This window comes from Micromonospora sp. NPDC005305, from assembly GCF_040607315.1.
GTDB lineage: Bacteria > Actinomycetota > Actinomycetes > Mycobacteriales > Micromonosporaceae > Micromonospora.
On the sequence record NZ_JBEXGL010000019.1, the window covers coordinates 93,085 to 112,140 of the forward strand.

The 19,056-nt window shown below is 73.0% G+C and carries 16 protein-coding genes; 8 read left to right on the forward strand and 8 right to left on the reverse strand.

What is annotated here, in order from left to right:
• Nucleotides 1-2 precede the first annotated feature (2 nt).
• Entirely contained in the window at nt 3-1,583 is a 1,581-nt protein-coding gene (cimA, locus tag ABZS80_RS26020; RefSeq protein ID WP_355059802.1) for a citramalate synthase, read from the reverse strand.
• Nucleotides 1,584-1,890: 307 nt separating this feature from the next.
• On the opposite strand from cimA, the gene ABZS80_RS26025 reads away from it, so the two are divergent.
• The 4 genes from ABZS80_RS26025 to ABZS80_RS26040 all read left to right on the forward strand — a co-directional run bounded on the left by ABZS80_RS26025 (nt 1,891) and on the right by ABZS80_RS26040 (nt 4,328).
• Entirely contained in the window at nt 1,891-2,451 is a 561-nt protein-coding gene (locus ABZS80_RS26025; protein ID WP_355059804.1) for a peroxiredoxin, read from the forward strand.
• Between the two features lie 2 nt (nt 2,452-2,453).
• Nucleotides 2,454-2,984, forward strand: a complete 531-nt coding sequence (locus ABZS80_RS26030) for a carboxymuconolactone decarboxylase family protein (RefSeq protein ID WP_355059806.1) — start codon at nt 2,454-2,456, stop codon at nt 2,982-2,984.
• An 89-nt stretch (nt 2,985-3,073) separates the two neighbouring features.
• The gene (locus ABZS80_RS26035; RefSeq protein WP_355059808.1) at nt 3,074-3,532 is read left to right on the forward strand and encodes a PRC-barrel domain-containing protein; all 459 of its coding nucleotides are present in this window, start codon (nt 3,074-3,076) and stop codon (nt 3,530-3,532) included.
• A gap of 67 nt (nt 3,533-3,599) precedes the next feature.
• Entirely contained in the window at nt 3,600-4,328 is a 729-nt protein-coding gene (locus tag ABZS80_RS26040; protein ID WP_355059810.1) for a tyrosine-protein phosphatase, read from the forward strand.
• Between the two features lie 72 nt (nt 4,329-4,400).
• Here ABZS80_RS26040 and ABZS80_RS26045 read toward each other — a convergent pair whose 3' ends face one another.
• On the reverse strand, nt 4,401-5,498 hold the full coding sequence (locus tag ABZS80_RS26045) for a branched-chain amino acid aminotransferase (RefSeq protein WP_355059812.1): 1,098 nt from the start codon (nt 5,496-5,498) through the stop codon (nt 4,401-4,403).
• Nucleotides 5,499-5,710: 212 nt separating this feature from the next.
• Nucleotides 5,711-6,745, reverse strand: coding sequence for a 3-isopropylmalate dehydrogenase (locus ABZS80_RS26050; RefSeq protein WP_355059814.1), 1,035 nt, complete (start codon nt 6,743-6,745; stop codon nt 5,711-5,713).
• A gap of 222 nt (nt 6,746-6,967) precedes the next feature.
• Here ABZS80_RS26050 and ABZS80_RS26055 point away from each other — a divergent pair, with 222 nt between their 5' ends.
• Nucleotides 6,968-7,843, forward strand: coding sequence for an FAD:protein FMN transferase (locus tag ABZS80_RS26055; RefSeq protein WP_355059816.1), 876 nt, complete (start codon nt 6,968-6,970; stop codon nt 7,841-7,843).
• 335 nt (nt 7,844-8,178) lie between these two features.
• Nucleotides 8,179-8,535: a hypothetical protein gene (locus ABZS80_RS26060; protein ID WP_355059818.1), complete on the forward strand. Its 357-nt coding sequence runs from the start codon at nt 8,179-8,181 to the stop codon at nt 8,533-8,535.
• 60 nt (nt 8,536-8,595) lie between these two features.
• On the opposite strand, the gene serA is transcribed toward ABZS80_RS26060, so the two are convergent.
• From serA to ABZS80_RS26085, 5 genes are all read right to left on the reverse strand, one after another.
• On the reverse strand, nt 8,596-10,194 hold the full coding sequence (gene serA, locus ABZS80_RS26065) for a phosphoglycerate dehydrogenase (RefSeq protein WP_355059820.1): 1,599 nt from the start codon (nt 10,192-10,194) through the stop codon (nt 8,596-8,598).
• Between the two features lie 364 nt (nt 10,195-10,558).
• Nucleotides 10,559-11,572, reverse strand: a complete 1,014-nt coding sequence (ilvC, locus tag ABZS80_RS26070) for a ketol-acid reductoisomerase (RefSeq protein ID WP_151463490.1) — start codon at nt 11,570-11,572, stop codon at nt 10,559-10,561.
• A gap of 58 nt (nt 11,573-11,630) precedes the next feature.
• Complete coding sequence (gene ilvN, locus ABZS80_RS26075) at nt 11,631-12,146, reverse strand: acetolactate synthase small subunit (RefSeq protein ID WP_046563652.1); 516 nt, start codon at nt 12,144-12,146, stop codon at nt 11,631-11,633.
• A 61-nt stretch (nt 12,147-12,207) separates the two neighbouring features.
• Nucleotides 12,208-14,136 carry an acetolactate synthase large subunit gene (locus ABZS80_RS26080; protein ID WP_355059823.1) on the reverse strand — a complete coding sequence of 643 codons (1,929 nt, stop codon included), beginning with the start codon at nt 14,134-14,136 and terminating at the stop codon, nt 12,208-12,210.
• A gap of 179 nt (nt 14,137-14,315) precedes the next feature.
• Complete coding sequence (locus ABZS80_RS26085) at nt 14,316-16,766, reverse strand: bifunctional diguanylate cyclase/phosphodiesterase (protein ID WP_355059825.1); 2,451 nt, start codon at nt 16,764-16,766, stop codon at nt 14,316-14,318.
• A gap of 111 nt (nt 16,767-16,877) precedes the next feature.
• Between ABZS80_RS26085 and ilvD the strand changes: the two genes are divergently transcribed.
• Together ilvD and ABZS80_RS26095 are read left to right on the forward strand one after the other, a co-directional pair.
• On the forward strand, nt 16,878-18,725 hold the full coding sequence (gene ilvD / locus ABZS80_RS26090; RefSeq protein ID WP_355059827.1) for a dihydroxy-acid dehydratase: 1,848 nt from the start codon (nt 16,878-16,880) through the stop codon (nt 18,723-18,725).
• Nucleotides 18,726-18,902: 177 nt separating this feature from the next.
• Nucleotides 18,903-19,056 (forward strand): helix-turn-helix domain-containing protein (locus ABZS80_RS26095; protein ID WP_355059840.1); only part of this gene is annotated, 154 nt, incomplete at its 3' end.

A 19,056-nucleotide genomic window follows, 5' to 3' on the forward strand; every position in this document is an offset into this window, starting at 1 on the left:
CGTCAGACCCGGGCCCGGTCCAGGCCGTAGGTGAGGGCGTCGACCAGGGCGTGCCAGCTCGCCTCGACCACGTTCGGGTGGACGCCGACCGTGGTCCAGTCACGGCCGGCCCCGGCGGTCTCCACCAGCACCCGGGTCACCGCGCCGGTGCCGTGGCTGCCCTCCAGGATGCGGACCTTGTAGTCGGCCAGCTCGAACTCGCGCAGCTCCGGGTAGTGCCGGGCGAGCGCCACCCGCAGCGCCTCGTCCAGGGCGTTGACCGGGCCGTTCCCCTCGGCGGTGGCGATCACGCGCTCGCCGCGTACCCGGATCTTGACGGTGGCCTCGGAGACCACCGCGCCGTCCTCGCGGTGCTCGACCAGCACCCGGTAGGACTCCAGGGCGAACGGCCGGGGCGGCGCGGCGTCCGGCAGCTCCGAGCGGACGAGCAGCTCGAACGAGGCGTCGGCGGCCTCGAACGACCAGCCGCCGGCCTCCAGTTCCTTCACCCGGTTGGTGACCCGGGACAGGGCCTGCGGATGGCCGGCCAGGTCCAGGCCCAGCTCGCGGCTCTTGAGCTCGACGCTGGCCCGGCCGGCCATCTCGGTCACCAGGATCCGCATGTCGTTGCCCACCACCGAGGGATCCACGTGGTTGTAGAGCAACGGGTCGACCTTGATCGCGCTCGCGTGCAGCCCCGCCTTGTGGGCGAAGGCGGCGGCCCCGACGTAGGCCTGGTGGGTGTCGGGGGCGATGTTGGCGATCTCGGCGATGGCGTGCGACACCCGCACCATCTGTTCCAGGCAGCCCTCCGGTAGGACGGGCATGCCGAGCTTGAGTTGGAGGTTGGCCACGATCGCGAACAGGTCGGCGTTGCCGGGGCGCTCGCCGTACCCGTTGGCGGTGCCCTGGACGTGCCGGACGCCGGCCTCGACGGCCGCGATCGTGTTGGCCACCGCGCAGGCCGTGTCGTTCTGGGCGTGCATGCCGAGCAGCTCGGGGGCGATCCCGGTTCGCGCGGTCAGGTCGGTGATCGCGGCGGTCACCTGGGAGGGCAGCATCCCGCCGTTGGTGTCGCAGAGGACGAACCGCTCGGCCCCGGCGGCCAGCGCGGTCTCCGCCACCGCGGCCGTGTACCCCGGGTCCTTCCGGTAGCCGTCGTAGAAGTGCTCTCCGTCGACGAAGACCCGCCGACCCTGCGCCACCAGGTACGCGACCGTGTCCCGGATCATCGCCAGGTTCTCCTCGGCGGTGGTGCGCAGCGCCCGCTCGACGTGCCGCAGGTCCGCCTTGGCGACCAGCGCCACGGCGGGCGTGCGCGCGTCGAGCAGCCCGCGCACCTGCGGGTCGTCCTCGACCGCGACGCCGGCCTTGCGGGTGGCCCCGAACGCGACCAGGATCGCGTGCCGCAGCTCCAGCTCGGTGCACGCCCGGCGGAAGAACTCGGTGTCCTTCGGCACGGCGCCGGGCCAGCCGCCCTCGATGAAGCCGACCCCGAGGTCGTCGAGCAGGCGGGCCACCGCGAGCTTGTCGACCACCGAGTAGGTGAGCCCCTCGCGCTGGGCGCCGTCGCGCAGCGTCGTGTCGTACACCTGGAAGGTCATGGGAGTCCTCTTCTCGAACCTGCGGGGCAACAAAAAGACCCCCCGCGGATGCGGGAGGTCTGCGCGCTCGGCGAGGGGGAAGGCCGGCGCGCTAGCTGTCAATAATCAGGACGGAGCTGGTCACGGTCCGTACTCTGCCACTCCGATCCGGCTTGTGGGAGCAGAAACCCACATCGCGGGACGGGTCCGTGATCGACTTAACACGGCGACCTGCCCGGGGCGGGACGGCCACCGGCCTGCGGAAGTATCTGGAACAGATCCAGTTACCGGCCTGGCGTCGTCGCCAGGCCGCCGTCAAGGAGGACCCGTGCTCACTGTCGGTGACCACTTCCCCGAGTACGAACTCACCGCCTGCGTCTCGCTCGACGCCGACAAGGCGTTCGAGACGATCAACCACAAGACCTACGAGGGCAAGTGGCGCGTCGTCTTCTTCTGGCCGAAGGACTTCACCTTCATCTGCCCGACGGAGATCGCCGAGTTCGGCCGCCTCAACGGCGAGTTCGCCGACCGGGACGCCCAGGTCCTCGGCGTCTCCGTGGACAACGAGTTCGTGCACTACGCCTGGCGCAAGGACCACCCGGACCTGCGCGACCTGCCCTTCCCGATGCTCAGCGACATCAAGCGTGAGCTGACCGCCGACTGCGGCGTGCTCGGCGAGGACGGCGTCGCCCAGCGGGCCACCTTCATCATCGACCCGGACAACGAGATCCAGTTCGCCATGGTGACCGCCGGCTCGGTCGGCCGGAACGTCTCCGAGGTGCTGCGGGTGCTCGACGCCCTGCAGACCGACGAGCTGTGCCCGTGCAACTGGAACAAGGGCGGCGCCACCCTGGACGCCAACGCGCTGCTCGCCGGGGCCGGGGCCTGATCATGGGTCTGGACGCGGTCAAGGCGGCCCTGCCCGAGTACGCCAAGGACATCAAGCTCAACCTCGGCTCCACCATCGTCACCTCGACGCTGAAGCCCGAGCAGGCCTGGGGCACCGCCCTGGCCTGCGCGGTGGCGGCCCGCAACCCGGTGGTGCTGCGGGAGATCGCCGCCGAGGCCGCCGGGCACCTCACGCCCGAGGCGGTCGAAGCGGCCAAGGGCGCGGCCACCATCATGGCGATGAACAACGTCTACTACCGGGCCAAGCACCTCATCGGCGACGAGCAGTACGCCTCGCTGCCGGCCCGGCTGCGGATGCAGATCATCGCCCGGCCCGGGGTGGAGAAGGTCGACTTCGAGCTGTGGTGCCTCGCCGTCTCGGCGATCACCGGCTGCGGCGTCTGCCTGGAGTCGCACGAGAAGACCCTGCGGGCCGCCGGGTTCAGCCGCGACCAGGTGCACGAGGGGCTGCGCATCGCGTCCGTGGTGCACGCCGCCGCGGTCGCTCTGGACGCGGAGGCCGCGCTCGCCTGAGCCGGGCGGGTGTACCGACCTCCGCAGCCGGGTACGAAGGGGTCTGACAGGCACATCCCCCGAGAAAGTCGAGAAAGGGAGTGGACGCCATGGAGCGGCTCGACCCTCGAACGACCCACGGGACGCCGGATCCGCTGACCCAGGGTGATCAGGGCGCCTTCGCGGGCGGCGCGCCCGCCGGGCGCTTCGACCCGTGGAGCTACCGGGACGAGGCCGGGGTGACCGGTGTCGACCTGGTCGGCTACAAGGTGGAGGCGACGGACGGCGGTATCGGCAAGGTGGACCGGGCCAGCCACGAGGTGAACTCCAGTTTCCTGGTGGTGGACACCGGGCCGTGGGTCTTCGGCAAGAAGGTCATGCTGCCCGCCGGCACGGTCAACCACGTCGACCACGACGAGCGGAAGGTCTACGTCGACCGGAGCAAGGACCAGATCAAGGCCGCGCCGGAGTACGACGAGGCCACCGACACCGACCCGGAGTTCCGGGACAAGCTCGGCGGCTACTACGACGACACCTACTCGTCGATCCCGCCGGGCACCGCCCGGTAACGGAGACACCCGCGAGCAGCGGCCGGCGGGGCACATCGTGGCCCCGCCGGCCGTTACCGTGTCAGGGGTGGACGCCCTCGAGACTCCCTTCCCCGCGCTGTTCAACTTCCGCGACGTCGGCGGCTACCGCAGCCGGGACGGGCGCACCGTCCGGCACCGCCGGCTCTACCGCTCCGACTCCCTGCACCGCATCGACGAGACCGACGGTGCGGCGTTCACCGCGCTGGGCATCCGCACCGTCATCGACCTGCGCCGCCCCACCGAGGTGGCCCGGGACGGCCGGGTGCCGGCCTACGGCGGGCTGAGCTACCGGCACATCCACCCCGAGCACGAGGACTGGGCCGAGCGGACGTTCGAGCCGGGCAGCGACCTGGCCCGCTACCTCGCCGACCGGTACGCCGACCTGGCCCTGACCGGCACCGCCGGGCTGGCCGAGGCGATCGGCCTGATCGCCGACAGCGCCAACGCGCCGGTGGTGGTGCACTGCGTCGCCGGCAAGGACCGCACCGGCATCGTCTGCGGGCTCACCCTGGCCGTGCTCGGCGTCCCCGACGAGGACGTCGCCGCCGACTACGCGCTCAGCACCGTCGCGTCGGAGCGGTTCAGCGCCTGGGTCCGGGCCACCCTGCCGGACGCTGTGGAGCCGCCGCCACCGTTCCTCGCCTCCCCCGCCGAGGCGATGATGCTCTTCCTCACCGAGCTGCGCGAGGGCCACGGCTCGATCGAGGGCTACCTCCGCCACGCCGGCGTCACGGACGAGCAGCTCAAGGCCCTCCGCACCCACCTCCTGGCCTGAGCCGGGCGGGAAAGAGCGCACGGCCGGCGCCGTCGAGGACGGGCCGGCCGTGCGGGACGCGCGTGTGGAGGGTCAGAGGACGCGGGAGACCCAGCCGTGCCGGTCCTCGGCGCGGCCGCGCTGGATGTCCACCAGCTTCTGGCGCAGCGCCATGGTGGAGCGGCCCGGCTCGCCGCCGCCGATCAGGAACTCCCCGTCCGGGAAGCGCACGCCGCCGATCGGGGTGATCACCGCGGCGGTGCCGCAGGCGAACACCTCGCGCAGCCGCCCGCTGGCCGCGTCGGCCTGCCAGTCGGCGAAGCTGACCGGCCGCTCCTGCACCCGGTGCCCCGACTCGGCGGCCAGGGTGAGGATCGCGTCGCGGGTGATGCCCGGCAGGATGGTGCCGGTCAGCGGCGGGGTGACCAGGGTGTCGTCGTCGTAGACGAAGAAGACGTTCATGCCGCCCAGCTCGTCGACGAAGCGCCGCTCCACCGCGTCCAGGAAGACCACCTGGTCGCAGCCGGCCTCGATGGCCTCGGCCTGCGCGGCGAGCGAGGCCGCGTAGTTGCCGCCGCACTTGGCCGCGCCGGTGCCGCCGGGCGCGGCCCGGGTGTAGTCGGGCGAGACCCAGACCGTGACCGGCTTGACCCCACCGGCGAAGTACGCCCCGGCGGGCGAGGCGATCACGCAGTAGAGGTATTCGTTGGCCGGGCGGACGCCGAGGAAGACCTCGCTGGCGAACATGAACGGGCGCAGGTAGAGGCTGGCGTCCTCGTGCTCCGGGATCCAGTCCTGGTCGATCTCGACCAGGCGGCGCAGCGACTCGACGAACGTCTCCGCCGGCAGCTCCGGCATGGCCAGCCGGTGGGCGGAGGCGGCGAAGCGGGCCGCGTTGGCCTCCGGGCGGAACATGGTGACCGACCCGTCCCCGGTCCGGTACGCCTTCAGCCCCTCGAAGATCTCCTGCGCGTAGTGCAGGACCGCGGCGGCGGGGTCCATCGGGATCGGCGCGCGCGCCTCCAGCCGGGCGTCGTACCAGCCCTTGCCCTCGGCGTACCGGATGGTCACCATGTGGTCGGTGAACACCCGGCCGAAGCCCGGGTTCGCCAGCAGGGCGGCCCGGTCGGCGGCGGATACCGGCGCGGGATTCGGACGGATCTCGAAATCGAGCTTGTCACCACCGCTCATCGCGCTGACCTCCCTGCGGGTCCACGGCCATGCGGGATCGCACGCCGACGTCACTGGTGCCAGAAACTTACCCCGAACGGTCGTTCAGCGGATAGCTCCGCCCCGGCACATCGGACACGCCGGACGGGCGGCCCGGTCGGGCCGGGACGGGAACGGGCCCGGGTGCGGGTGCGGGTCTGGCGGCCCGGATCCGGGCCGAGGTGACGGCCCGGTCAGGCTACGGCGTAGCCGGCGAGGCGGTCGCCGACCTCCTCGGTGCGCAGCGGCGCGCCCGGCGTACGCCCGGCCAGCTCGGTGGCGACCGCGGCGGTGACCCGCGCGGCGGCGTCGGCGTGGCCGAGCTGGTCGAGCAGGAGCGCGGCGGAGAGCACGGCGGCCACCGGGTCGGCGACGCCCTTGCCGGCGATGTCCGGCGCGGAGCCGTGCACCGGCTCGAACATCGACGGGTACTGCCCCTCCGGGTTGATGCAGCCGCTGGCCGCCAGCCCGATGCCGCCGGTCACCGCGGCGGCGATGTCGGTGAGGATGTCGCCGAAGAGGTTGTCGGTGACCACGACGTCGTAGCGCGACGGGTTGGTCACCAGGAACATCGCGGCGGCGTCGACGTGCTGGTATTCGGTGGTCACGTCGGGGTGCTCGTCGGCCACGGCCGCGAAGGCGCGTGCCCAGAGCGAGCCGGCGTGGGTGAGCACGTTGGTCTTGTGCACGAGGGTGACCTTGCGCCGCTCCCGGCGGCGGGCCCGGGCGAACGCGTCGCGGATCACCCGCTCGACGCCGTGCCGGGTGTTCAGGCTCTCCTCGGTGGCCACCTCGGCCGGGGTGTCCCGGTGCAGCGAGCCGCCGGCCCCCGCGTAGAGACCCTCGGTGCCCTCGCGGACCACCACCAGGTCGACCTCGCCGGGCTTGACGGCGGCCAGCGGACCGGCGACGCCGGGCCAGAGCCGGGACGGGCGGAGGTTGACGTACTGGTCGAAGGCGAAGCGGAGCTTGAGCAGCAGGCCCCGCTCCAGCACGCCCGGCGGCACGCTGGGGTCGCCGACCGCGCCGAGCAGGATGGCGTCGTGCCCGGCCAGCTCGTCGAGGACCGAGTCGGGCAGCACCTCGCCGGTGCGGTGGTAGCGGGCGGCGCCGAGGTCGTACTCGGTGGCCTCGGCCACTCCGGGGAGCACCGCGTCGATGACCTTGCGGGCCTGCCCGACCACCTCGGGGCCGATGCCGTCCCCGGCCACCACCGCAATGCGTGCCACCTGGCGCTCCTCACCTCGTCGTCCTGCGCAACCGTACGTCGCCGTCCCGGCTCCCGGTACGCGCCTTCCAGTATTCGGGACGCCCCGATGCACAGGAGTCTCCCAGGTGGCATTCATGGTCCGGTCATGTCCACTGCTTAGGGTCGGTGGGACAGGGTCGACGGGGGCCCGGGACCGGCTTTCGCCGCGACGCTGCGGCGTGGTCAGCGAGGGAGCGGTGTCATGCGGATCGAGGAGCAGCGGCGGGCCCGCTGGACGGACGAGCAGCCCCGCACCCGGTGGATCGACCAGTCGGCCTTCCGGCACCGCCGCCCCGACCTGCGCCTCGGCACCCGCAGCCACCGGCTGGAGCGGGCCGGCGGCACCGCCGCCGACCGGATCAGCGTCCGGCACACCGTCCGCACCTCCACCGCCGAATACTCGCTGCTGCTCAACGCGCCCGAATGGCTGGGCCGCCGGGGCGTCGGTGAGGCGCTCCGGGACGCGGTCGCCGAGCTGCGTGCCATCGACCTCACCTACGGGCCCAACCAGCCGGACAGCCTCGTGTCGAAGCTGCGCCGGGGCGAGATCAGCCCCGAGTCGTACCCGCCGCTGGCCGACCTGGTGGACCGCTGCGCCGCGATGCGGGCGGCGACCGACGGATGGTTCGACGCCTGGGCGGTGCCGGGCGGCTTCGACCCGGGCGGCCTGCTCGGCGGCTGGGCGGTGGAGCGCGCCGCCGCCCGGCTGCGCGCCGCGGGCGTCCACGACTACGCCGTGCTCGCCGGCGCCGACCTGACCGTCCGGGGGCAGGCCGCGCACGGCGGCCCGTGGCGGGTCGCGGTGCACCACCCGACCGACGGGCAGCGGGCGCCGCTGGTGTTGGAGATGACCGCCGGCGCGGTCGGCACCTCGGGTGTGACCGGGCGGCGGGGGCACGTGGTCGACCCGCACACCGGCGAGCCGGCCGACCAACTGGTCGCCGCCACGGTGGTCGGCCCGGACCTCGCGGTCGCCGACGCCTACGCCACCGCCCTGTACGCCGCCGGCCCGGCCGGGCTGGCCTGGTTCCGCAACGGCTCGGACTATCGGGCGCTCTTCGCCCACCGCCGGCGCTGACCGCGCGGCACGACGCCCCGCCTTCGCACCCGGGACGCCGACCGCGATCGGCCCCCACGGTCTCGGCAACGACCGTGAGGGCCGGTCAGCGACGAGTGCGCGTGGCTCGCGCAATCGAGGGGTGCGGGCCGGTGGGTTGGACGGCCGACCGCGCCACCCGAAGACGGGCCGGAACATCGACTCAGCCAGTAACCGCACGGGTACGCTAGCGAATCGACGCAACTCGACGCAAGAGTCTCCACAGCGGACCGTCCGGTGTCCTGTCGGTAATCAGCGGGCCAACCTGCGGCGGGGCAGGGGTGACGGCGCGCACCCGGGATGGCACGCTGTCCGCCGTGAGTTTCGACTTGAGCGTGTGGGCCCTGCCGGTCGGGGCCACGCCCGACGAGGTGCGGGCGGCGGTGCAGCGGTGCCGCGAGGGACGGCACGGCGAGCAGTACCCCGACCCGCGGGTGGTCGCCTTCTACCGGGCCATCACGGCCAGCTATCCCGACCGTCCGGCGCGCCCGGGCACGCCGTGGGAGGTCACCCCGCTGCACGCGGCCGGCGACCACGTGGAGATGAACCTCTTCCCCACCTGCCCGGACGAGGTGCTGCTGGACATCGAGCGGCTGGCCGGCGAGCACGACCTGATGCTCTTCGACGCCCAGGACGGCTCGGTCTACCCGCCACCGGCCCGCGTCGAGCCCTGACCTCCGGGTACGACGAGGGGCCCGGCCGTCCGGCCGGGCCCCCGATCCGTCGTGGCCGGACTACTCGTCGCGCAGGTCGGCCGCGCTGGCCGCGACCGCGCCGATCGAGTCCGCTGCCGAGGTGAGCAGGTCCGCGCCGAGCGCCTGGTCGACGGTGAGCGTCATGAGCGTCTCGCCGCCGGCCTCGCGACGGGCCACCTGCATGGCCGCGATGTTCACGCCGGCCTCGCCGAGCAGCGTGCCGACGGTGCCGACCACGCCCGGCCGGTCGACGTAGCGCAGGAAGACCAGGATGCCCTCCGCGCCGATCTCCACGTCGAAACCGTCCACCTCGGTCAGCTTGAGGACGTCCCGCGCGCCGGTGTGGGTGACCGTGCCGGACACGCTGACCGTCCGGCCGTCCGGCAGCGCGCCGCGCACGGTGACCAGGTTGGGGTGGTCGACGGTCTCGGCCTGCGTGGCGAGGGTGACCTCGACGCCCCGCTCGGCGGCCAGGTGCGGCGCGTTGACGTAGGTGACCTGCTCCTCCACCACTGAGCTGAACAGCCCCTTGGTGGCGGCGAGCTTGAGCACCGACACGTCGTTCGCGACGATCTCGCCGCGCACGTCGACGGTGACGCTGGCGGCGACCCCACCGGCCAGGGCGGTGAAGGCCCGGCCCAGCTTCTCGGCCAGCGGCAGCAGCGGCCGGACGTCCTCGGCGACGACGCCGCCGGCCTGCACGTTCACGGCGTCCGGCACGAACTCGCCCTGCAGCGCCAGCTTGACGCTCTTCGCCACGGCCAGGCCGGCCTTGTCCTGCGCCTCGTGGGTGGAGGCGCCCAGGTGCGGGGTGGCCACCACGTTGTCGAAGGCGAACAGCGGCGAGGAGGTGCACGGCTCCTTGGCGTAGACGTCGACGCCGGCGCCGGCGACCCGGCCCTCGGCGATCGCGTTCGCGAGCGCCTGCTCGTCGACCAGGCCGCCGCGGGCGGCGTTGACGATCCGGACGCCCGGCTTGACGACCGCAAGTTCCTTCTCGCCGATGAGGCCCACCGTCTCCGGGGTCTTGGGCAGGTGGATCGAGATGAAGTCGCTCTCCCGGAGCAGCTCCTCGAGGCCGACCAGCCGGACGCCGAGCTGCGCGGCGCGGGCCGGCTGGATGTACGGGTCGTAGGCGATGAGGCGGGTGCCGAAGGCGGCGATGCGCTGGGCGAAGAGCACGCCGATGCGACCGAGGCCGACCACGCCGACGGTCTTGCCCTGGATCTCCACGCCGGTGTACTTCGACCGCTTCCACTCCCCGGCCTTCAGCGCGGCGCTGGCGCTGGCGGTGTTGCGGGCCACGGCGAGCAGCAGCGCGAGCGCCTGCTCGGCGGCGGACACGATGTTGGAGGTGGGCGCGTTGACGACCATGACGCCCCGCGCGGTGGCGGCCGGGACCTCGACGTTGTCCAGCCCGACGCCGGCGCGGGCGACCACCTTCAGCCGGGGGGCCGCCGCGATCGCCTCGGCGTCGATCTGGGTGGCGCTGCGTACGATCACCGCGTCGGCCTCGGAGAGCGCGGAGAGCAGGGCCGGGCGGTCGGTGCCGTCCACGTGACGCACGTCGAAGTCGTGCGCGAGCACCTCGATGGCGGCGGGAGCGAGTTCTTCGGCGATCAGTACGACAGGATTCATCGGTCCTCGTAGACGCTCGGTTGTGTGGTCGGCCTGGGGCGTTGGGGCGCCTCGCTGCGCCCTGCGCCGATCCGTGCCATGGCCGTCGGGTGCCGGCTGGAGCACCTCACCAAGGATGGTAGGGGGCCGTCCGCCCTCCGGGTCCCGGACCGCGGGGTGAGCGCCCTCACACAGGTTCGTCGCACGCCGGTCACCCCGCGTTCACCCGCTGCCCGGGCCGGCGCGCGGCCGGACGAGGCGTCGGTCACCCGGTCCCACCAGGTGAACGGACCGCTCGGGCCGGCGCGCCGACGACGGCGGCCCGCCGCCCGACGCCGGGGAGAGCGTCGGGCCGCGGGCCGCGTCGGAGTTGCCTGAGGCGGACTCAGGCGGTCTCGGTGATGGGCCGGTCGACCCAGCTCATCATGGCGCGCAGCTTCTGCCCGGTCTCCTCGATCGGGTGTGCCGCGCCCTCGGCCCGCCACTTGGCGAAGTTCGGCCGGCCCGCCTCGTCCTCGGCCACCCACTCGCGGGCGAACTCGCCGGACTGGATCTCGCCGAGGATCTTGCGCATCTCCTCCTTCACCCGGGAGTCGATGACCCGCGGGCCGCGGGAGAGGTCGCCGTACTCGGCGGTGTCCGAGATGCTGTAGCGCATCCGGGCGATGCCGCCCTCGTACATGAGGTCGACGATGAGCTTCAGCTCGTGCAGGCACTCGAAGTAGGCCACCTCGGGGGCGTAGCCGGCCTCGGTGAGCACCTCGAAGCCGGTCTGCACGAGTGCCGCCGCGCCGCCGCAGAGCACCGCCTGCTCGCCGAAGAGGTCGGTCTCGGTCTCCTCGGTGAAGGTGGTGCGGATCGCGCCGGCCCGGGTGCCGCCGATCGCCTTGGCGTACGCCAGGGCCAGGCCGAACGCGCTGCCGCTGGCGTCCTGCTCGACGGCGACCAGGCAGGGCACGCCCTTGCCGTCGACGTACTGGCGGCGGACCAGGTGACCGGGGCCCTTCGGGGCGACCATCGCCACGTCCACGTCGGCCGGGGGCTTGATGAGGCCGTAGCGGATATTGAAGCCGTGGCCGAAGAAGATCGCCTTGCCGGGGGCGAGGTTGGGGGCGATCGACTCGGTGTACAGCGCACGCTGGGCGGTGTCCGGCGCCAGGATCATGATCACGTCGGCCTCGGCCGCCGCCTCGGCCGGCGTCAGCACCCGCAGGCCCTGCTCCTCGGCCTTCGGCCGGCTCTTCGAGCCGGCGGGCAGGCCGATCACCACGTCGACGCCGGAGTCGCGCAGCGACAGCGCGTGGGCGTGCCCCTGGCTGCCGTAGCCGATCACGGCGACCGTGCGGCCCTGGATCAGGCCCAGGTCGGCGTCGTCGTCGTAGTACACCTCAACGCTCATTGACTTCCCTTTCCTACGGCGGTGCCCGTCGGCCCGTCGAAAATCCGGTGAATGCGAATCAGGCGGCGCGCAGCGCCGGGCCGGCGGTGATCGAGCGGGAGCCCCGCCCGATGGCCACCGTGCCGGACTGGACCATCTCCTTGATGCCGAACGGCTCCAGGTCACGCAGGAGCGCGTCGAGCTTGTCGGGGGTGCCGGTGGCCTCGATGGTCAGCGTGTCCGGCGCGACGTCGACCACCCGGGCGCGGAACAGGGCGACCGTCTCCAGCACCTGGCCGCGGGCGTTGCGGTCCGCGCGGACCTTGACCAGCAGCAGCTCCCGGGCCACCGAGACCTGCGGATCCAGCTCGACGATCTTGAGTACGTTGACCAGCTTGTTGAGCTGCTTGGTGACCTGCTCCAGCGGCGAGGACTCGGCGTTGACCACGATGGTGATGCGGGAGACGTCGGGGTTCTCGGTCTCACCGACCGCGAGGCTGTCGATGTTGAACCCGCGCCGGGAGAACAGCCCGGAGACCCGGGCCAGGACACCCGGCTTGTTCTCCACCAGCACGGACAGGGTGTGCATGGTCATTACAGCGCCTTCCTCGTCATGCCCTCATGGCCCTCGCTGCGCTCGGTGCATTCGGTCATGACTACAGCTCGTCCTCGTCGAAGGCGGGGCGGACGCCCCGGGCGAACATGATCTCGTCGTTGCTGGTGCCGGCGGCGACCATCGGCCACACCATGGCGTCCTTGCCGACCACGAAGTCGATGACCACCGGGGCGTCGGTGATCGCCATGGCCGCCTCGATGGTCTTGTCCACGTCGGCGGCGTTCTCGCAGCGCAGGCCGACGCAGCCCAGCGCCTCGGCGAGCTTCACGAAGTCGGGGATGCGGTGCTTGTGGGTGCCCAGCTCGGTGTTCGAGTAGCGCTCCCCGTAGAACAGGGTCTGCCACTGCCGGACCATGCCCAGGTTGCCGTTGTTGATGACGGCCACCTTGATCGGGATGCCCTCCAGGGCGCAGGTGGCCAGCTCCTGGTTGGTCATCTGGAAGCAGCCGTCGCCGTCGACCGCCCACACCGTGGTGTCCGGCTTGCCGACCTTGGCGCCCATGGCCGCCGGGACGGCGTAACCCATGGTGCCGAGGCCGCCGGAGTTGAGCCAGGTGTACGGCTTCTCGTACGAGACGAACTGGCTGGCCCACATCTGGTGCTGGCCGACGCCCGCCACGTAGACGGCGTCCGGGCCGGCGATCTCGCCCAGCCGCTTGATCACGTACTGCGGGGAGAGCGTGCCGTCGGCCGGCTCCTCGTAGCCCAGCGGGTAGCGCTCCCGCAGGTCGTCGAGCTGGTTCCACCAGTCGGCCAGGTCGGCGGCCGGCCGGGCCGCCTGTTCGGCGGTGACGGCCGCGATCAGCTCGTCGATGACGTGCCGGGCGTCGCCCACGATCGGGACGTCGGCGTGCCGGTTCTTGCCGATCTCGGCCGGGTCGATGTCGGCGTGCACCACGGTGGCGTCCGGCGCGAACGAGTCCAGCTTGCCGGTGACCCGGTCGTCGAAGCGGGCGCCCAGCGCCACGATCAGGTCGGACTTCTGCAGGCCGTAGACGGCGGCGACGGTGCCGTGCATGCCGGGCATGCCCAGGTGCTGCCGGTGCGAGTCGGGGAACGCGCCCAGTGCCATGAGGGTGGTGACCACCGGGATGCCGGTGAGCTCGGCCAGCCGGCGCAGCCCCTCGGTGGCGCCGGCCTTGAGCACGCCGCCGCCGACGTAGAGCACCGGGCGGCGGGCGCTGGTCATGAGCCGGGCCGCCTCGCGGATCTGCTTGCCGTGCGGGTGCAGCGTGGGCCGGTAGCCGGGCAGGTCCAGGGTGGGCGGCCAGGCGAAGGTGGTCGGCGCCTGGAGGACGTCCTTGGGGATGTCGACGAGGACCGGGCCGGGCCGGCCGGTCGAGGCCAGGTGGAACGCCTCGGCGAGCACCTGTGGGATCTCGTCGGCCGTCTGCACCAGGAAGTTGTGCTTGGTGATCGGCAGGGTGATGCCCTGGATGTCCGCCTCCTGGAAGGCGTCCGTGCCGATCGACGGGCGGGCGACCTGGCCGGTGATCGCCACCATGGCCACCGAGTCCATGTACGCGTCGGCGATCGGCGTGACCAGGTTGGTCGCGCCCGGGCCGGAGGTGGCGATGCAGACACCGACCTTGCCGGTGGCCTGGGCGTAGCCGGTGGCGGCGTGCCCGGCGCCCTGCTCGTGCCGGACCAGGATGTGCCGGACCGTCGAGTCGTAGAGCGGGTCGTACGCGGGCAGGATCGCGCCGCCCGGGATGCCGAAGACGACGTCGACGTCGAGCGCCTCGAGCGACCGCACCAGCGAGCCGGCGCCGGACACCTGCGCGGTGGCGGGCTGCGGCTCGGTCGCGGTGCGTCCGTCCGCGCCGGCGCCCCGTCCCGCTACGGCCGGGGTGGCCGGGGCGGCGCCGGTGCGGGGGGCGGGGGCGTGGTCGGCGTCACCGGCCGGCTCGGTGGCCGGGCGGGCGCGCCGGACGGAGTGGGCGAGGGTCTCTGGCGTGGGTCTCGTCATGGCGGTTCAGGCCTTCGGCTGGAGTGGGTGATGCGCTTCTCAGGGTGGGACGCGGGCGTCCCGGCGATGCTCCGACGGCAACAAAAACGGCCCACGTGCAGATGCACGGGGCCAGCGCACTCTCAGTGGGAGAGTGCGCTCAGGTAAGTACTCGCAGCGACCGGTTCGACGACATGCGGTCAAGCCTGACGCATCTCACGCGATGAGTCAACTGATCCCACATTTTGGTTCACGGACGTGGGCGTGTCGACTCCCGGAGCGGCTTCCATGGCCGGTGCGACCTGCGAAGATCCCTCATTCGAGGTACGCGGTGCGGGCACCTGGGCGGGCGGGTTCGACCGGAGCCGGGGCAGCAGCGGCGACGGCCCGGTCCGGGCCGGCGGGGCCGGCGGGGCGGGCGGCACCGAGGTCGGGCGGTTGCCCGGCGAGGTGGCCGCCTCCAGCATGGCCTCCAGGTGCTCGGCGGGCACGCCCCAGCCGAAGGCCGCGCCCTGCCCGAAGCGGCAGCCGGCGGCCACCACGGCGGCCAGCTCGGTGGGGGTGGTGACGCCCTCGGCGATCACCTCCAGCCCGAGCTGGTGGCCGAGGCGCATGACGATGTCGACCATCGGGGCGAACGCCGGGCCGTCGCGGCCCACCGGCCGGACCGGCTCGTGCTCGGCCACCAGGCTGTGATCGATCTTGAGGATGTCGATCGGGAGCCGGCGCAGCTGCCCCAGTGACGAGTAGCCGGCGCCGAAGTCGTCCAGCGCGATCCGCACCCCGGTCAGGCGCAGCGCGGTGAGCCGCCGGATCAGCTCGTCGAGGTCGGTGGCGACGGCGTGCTCGGTGACCTCCAGCACCAGCCGCTGCGGCGGCACGTGGTGGGCGCGCAGCGCGTCGGCGACCTGGACCACGTATTCCGGGGCGTGCAGCTCGCGGGGCGACACGTTCACCGACACCCAGACGTCGTGCCCGTCGGCCAGCCACCGGGAGAGCTGGTAGCAGGCCTGGTGCAGCACCCAGGCCCCCAGCTTGGAGATCATCCCGCACTCCTCGGCGAGCGGGATGAACTCGTCGGGCCGGACGTTGCCCAGCTCGGGGTGGTGCCAGCGGAGCAACGCCTCGGCGCCGACCGGGCGGACCGAGGGCAGCGAGGCCACCGGCTGGAAGGCCAGCCGCAGCTCGTCGCGTTCGATGGCGCCGCGCAGCTCGTGCTCCAGCATGGTGCGCCGGCGCAGCAGCTGGTCGTAGGTGGCGTCGTAGCGCTCGATCCGGTTCTTGCCGCGCTGCTTGGCGTAGCGCAGCGCCAGGTCGGCGTTGCGCAGCAGCAGCTCGACGTCGGTCTCCCCGCAGGCGCCGGCCACCCCGATGCTCACCGAGAGGAAGACCGGCCCGTCGGCCTCCTCGTAGGGGCGGCCGAGCACCCCGAGCAGCCTTTCGGCGACCGGCCCCGGCTCGGTCGTGCCGTGCATGAGCACCGCGAACTCGTCGCCGCCGAGCCGGGCGGCCAGGTCGCCGGGGCGCAGGTTGCCGCGCAGCCGCCGGCCCACCTCGGCCAGCACCGCGTCGCCGACGTCGTGCCCGCGCATGTCGTTGACGTTCTTGAAGCCGTCCAGGTCGAGCCCGAGCAGCACGCAGGGGACGCCGGCCTCGGCGCAGCGGTGCAGCGCGCGCAGCAGGCCGCGCCGGTTGGCCAGGCCGGTGAGCGGGTCGGTGTGCGCCAGCTCGCGGAAGTGCGCCTCCCGCTCGGCCAGCCGGCTGGCGTAGCCGCGCACGTCGTTGAGGGCCAGGTACTGCCGGGCCACCAGGGCGAAGCCCTCCACGCTGCCCGCCGCGATCCCGAACACGTCGAACCGGCCGCCCTGCACCAGGTGGTACATGGCGGAGGCGGCCATCGCGAACATCGGCACGAAGGCGTACTCGCCGTCGCGGCGGATCAGGTCGACGTCGACCTGCGGGAGGTCCACCCGGTGCGCGGCCAGGGCGGTGGCCAGCAGGCCGGCGGCGATCACCGCGGCGCCGGCGAACGCCAGAGCGGGGCCGGCCTGGCAGAGCCCGGCGGCCAGGCCCAGGCCGCCGCAGGTCACCCCGGTCGCGCCGGCGCCGAGCAGGACCAGCCGGCCGCGCGGCGGCGCCGCCCGCAACACCATGATCAGGGTCAGCCCCGCGGTGAGCGCCGCGCTGACCGTGGCCAGCAGGATGGGTACGCAGGCGACGGGGGTCGCGTCCCCGAGCAGCCGGGTCGGCGGGCTGAACAGCGCCCACCCGACGAACCAGAGCGAGCCCGCCATGATCACGCCGTCGAGCAGCAGCCGGGCGGTGGCCGCCCGGGCCGCCGCCGTGCCGGGCAGCCGGAGCAGGGCGACGCCGAGGCCGAGCCCGGCGAGCGTGGTGCCGAGCGAGACGACGGTGGCCCAGCCGGTGCGCTGCCCCTGCCGGTGCGCCCAGTGGTCGCCGGCGGCCAGCGTGCCGGCCAGCCCGAGGAGCAGGCTGAGCAGGGCGACCCCGGCGGCGGCCGCGAGCAGCACGTGCGCCCGCCGGTGCGGCCCGCCCCGGCGGCGTGCCGACGCGGCGAGCAGGGCGGCGGCGCCGGCCGCGGCGAGCCCGCTCAGCACCGCGACGATGACCATGCCCGGGGACGACTGCACGACCTCAACTGTGCCGGATCGGCGCCCCCCGTGGGGAACCGGGTGTGCAACTGTTGGGACACGGCGCGCGTGCCCGGGGGCCACCGAGGCGGCGGTGTCAGACTGGTAGGCATGCCTGAGCTGCGGTCGAGGACATCCACCCACGGTCGGACGATGGCCGGCGCCCGGGCCCTCTGGCGGGCCACCGGGATGACCGACGACGACTTCGGCAAGCCGATCGTCGCCATCGCGAACAGTTTCACCCAGTTCGTCCCCGGCCACGTCCACCTCAAGGACCTCGGCGGCCTGGTCGCCGACGCGGTGGCCGAGGCCGGCGGCGTGGGCCGGGAGTTCAACACCATCGCGGTGGACGACGGCATCGCCATGGGCCACGGCGGAATGCTCTACTCGCTGCCGAGCCGGGAGCTGATCGCCGACGCGGTGGAATACATGGTCAACGCGCACTGCGCGGACGCCCTGGTCTGCATCTCCAACTGCGACAAGATCACCCCCGGCATGCTGCTGGCCGCGCTGCGGCTCAACATCCCGACCGTCTTCGTCTCGGGCGGCCCCATGGAGGCCGGCAAGACCGTGGCCATCGAGGGCGTCGTCCACTCCAAGATCGACCTGATCGACGCCATGATCGCCTCCTCGAACGAGGCGGTCACCGACGACCAGCTCGGCGAGATCGAGCGCTCCGCCTGCCCGACCTGCGGCTCCTGCTCCGGCATGTTCACCGCCAACTCGATGAACTGCCTCACCGAGGCCATCGGCCTGGCGCTGCCCGGCAACGGCTCGACGCTGGCCACCCACGCCGCCCGCCGGTCCCTCTTCGTCGAGGCCGGCCGCACCGCCGTGGAGATCGCCAAGCGCTGGTACGACTCCGACGACGCCTCCGTGCTGCCCCGGTCGATCGCCAACCGCGACGCCTTCGAGAACGCCGTCGCGCTCGACGTGGCCATGGGCGGCTCGACCAACACGGTGCTGCACCTGCTGGCCGCCGCCCGCGAGGCCGAGCTGGACTTCGGGGTGGCCGACATCGACGCCATCTCCCGCCGGGTGCCCTGCCTGGCCAAGGTCGCGCCGAACTCGCCGCAGTACCACATGGAGGACGTGCACCGGGCCGGCGGCATCCCGGCCATCCTGGGTGAGCTGGACCGCGCCGGCCTGCTCCACCGGGACGTGCACGCCGTGCACTCCCCCTCGCTGGAGACGTGGCTCGCCGACTGGGACGTTCGGGGCGGCTCGGCAACCGCCGAGGCGGTCGAGCTGTTCCACGCCGCGCCGGGCGGGGTGCGCACCACCGAGCCGTTCTCCACCACCAACCGCTGGTCCTCCCTGGACACCGACGCGGCCGGCGGCTGCATCCGGGACGGCGAGCACGCCTACAGCGCCGACGGTGGGCTGGCCATCCTGCACGGCAACCTGGCGCCGGACGGCTGCGTCGTGAAGACCGCCGGCGTGCCCGAGGAGTGCCTGACCTTCCGCGGGCCGGCCAAGGTCTACGAGTCGCAGGACGACGCGGTCACGGCGATCCTGGCCAAGGAGGTCGTGGCCGGGGACGTGGTGGTGATCCGCTACGAGGGCCCGAAGGGCGGCCCCGGCATGCAGGAGATGCTCTACCCCACCTCGTTCCTCAAGGGCCGCGGCTTGGGCCGCTCCTGCGCGCTGCTCACCGACGGCCGGTTCTCCGGCGGCACCTCCGGCCTGTCCATCGGGCACGTCTCCCCCGAGGCGGCCTCGGGCGGGCTCATCGCGCTGGTCCGGGAGGGCGACGAGATCGTCATCGACATCCCGGCCCGGTCGATCCGGCTCGACGTGCCGGACGACGTGCTCCAGGCCCGCCGGGTGGCCGAGGAGAAGCGGGACCGCCCGTACACGCCCGCCGACCGGGTCCGGCCGGTGTCCGCGGCGCTGCGCGCGTACGCCTCGATGGCCACCTCGGCCAGCGACGGCGCCTACCGCCGCGTCCCGGAGTGAAAGGAAGGGCCCCTGTTAACGCCTCCGGTATAGCAGGGCCCCCTCCTACGGCGTGTTTTATAAGTGAGCGGCTGGTGCTGGGCGTTGTGAGTCGTTGTTGTCGGTTGGCCCGTGGGGTTTCTGGGTCTGTGCGGGTGGTGGACTGTTTGTCGGTGGTGTGTGGCATGGTGTGCTGCCGTGGCCCGTTTCACCACGTTGCGGTTCTGTCTGAAGCCGACCGCTGAGCAGGAGATTGTGTTGCGTCGGCATGCGGGTGCGGCCCGGTTCGGCTACAACCAGTGCCTGCGGCTGGTCAAGGACGCTTTGGACGGCAAGCGCGGTGGGACGGTCG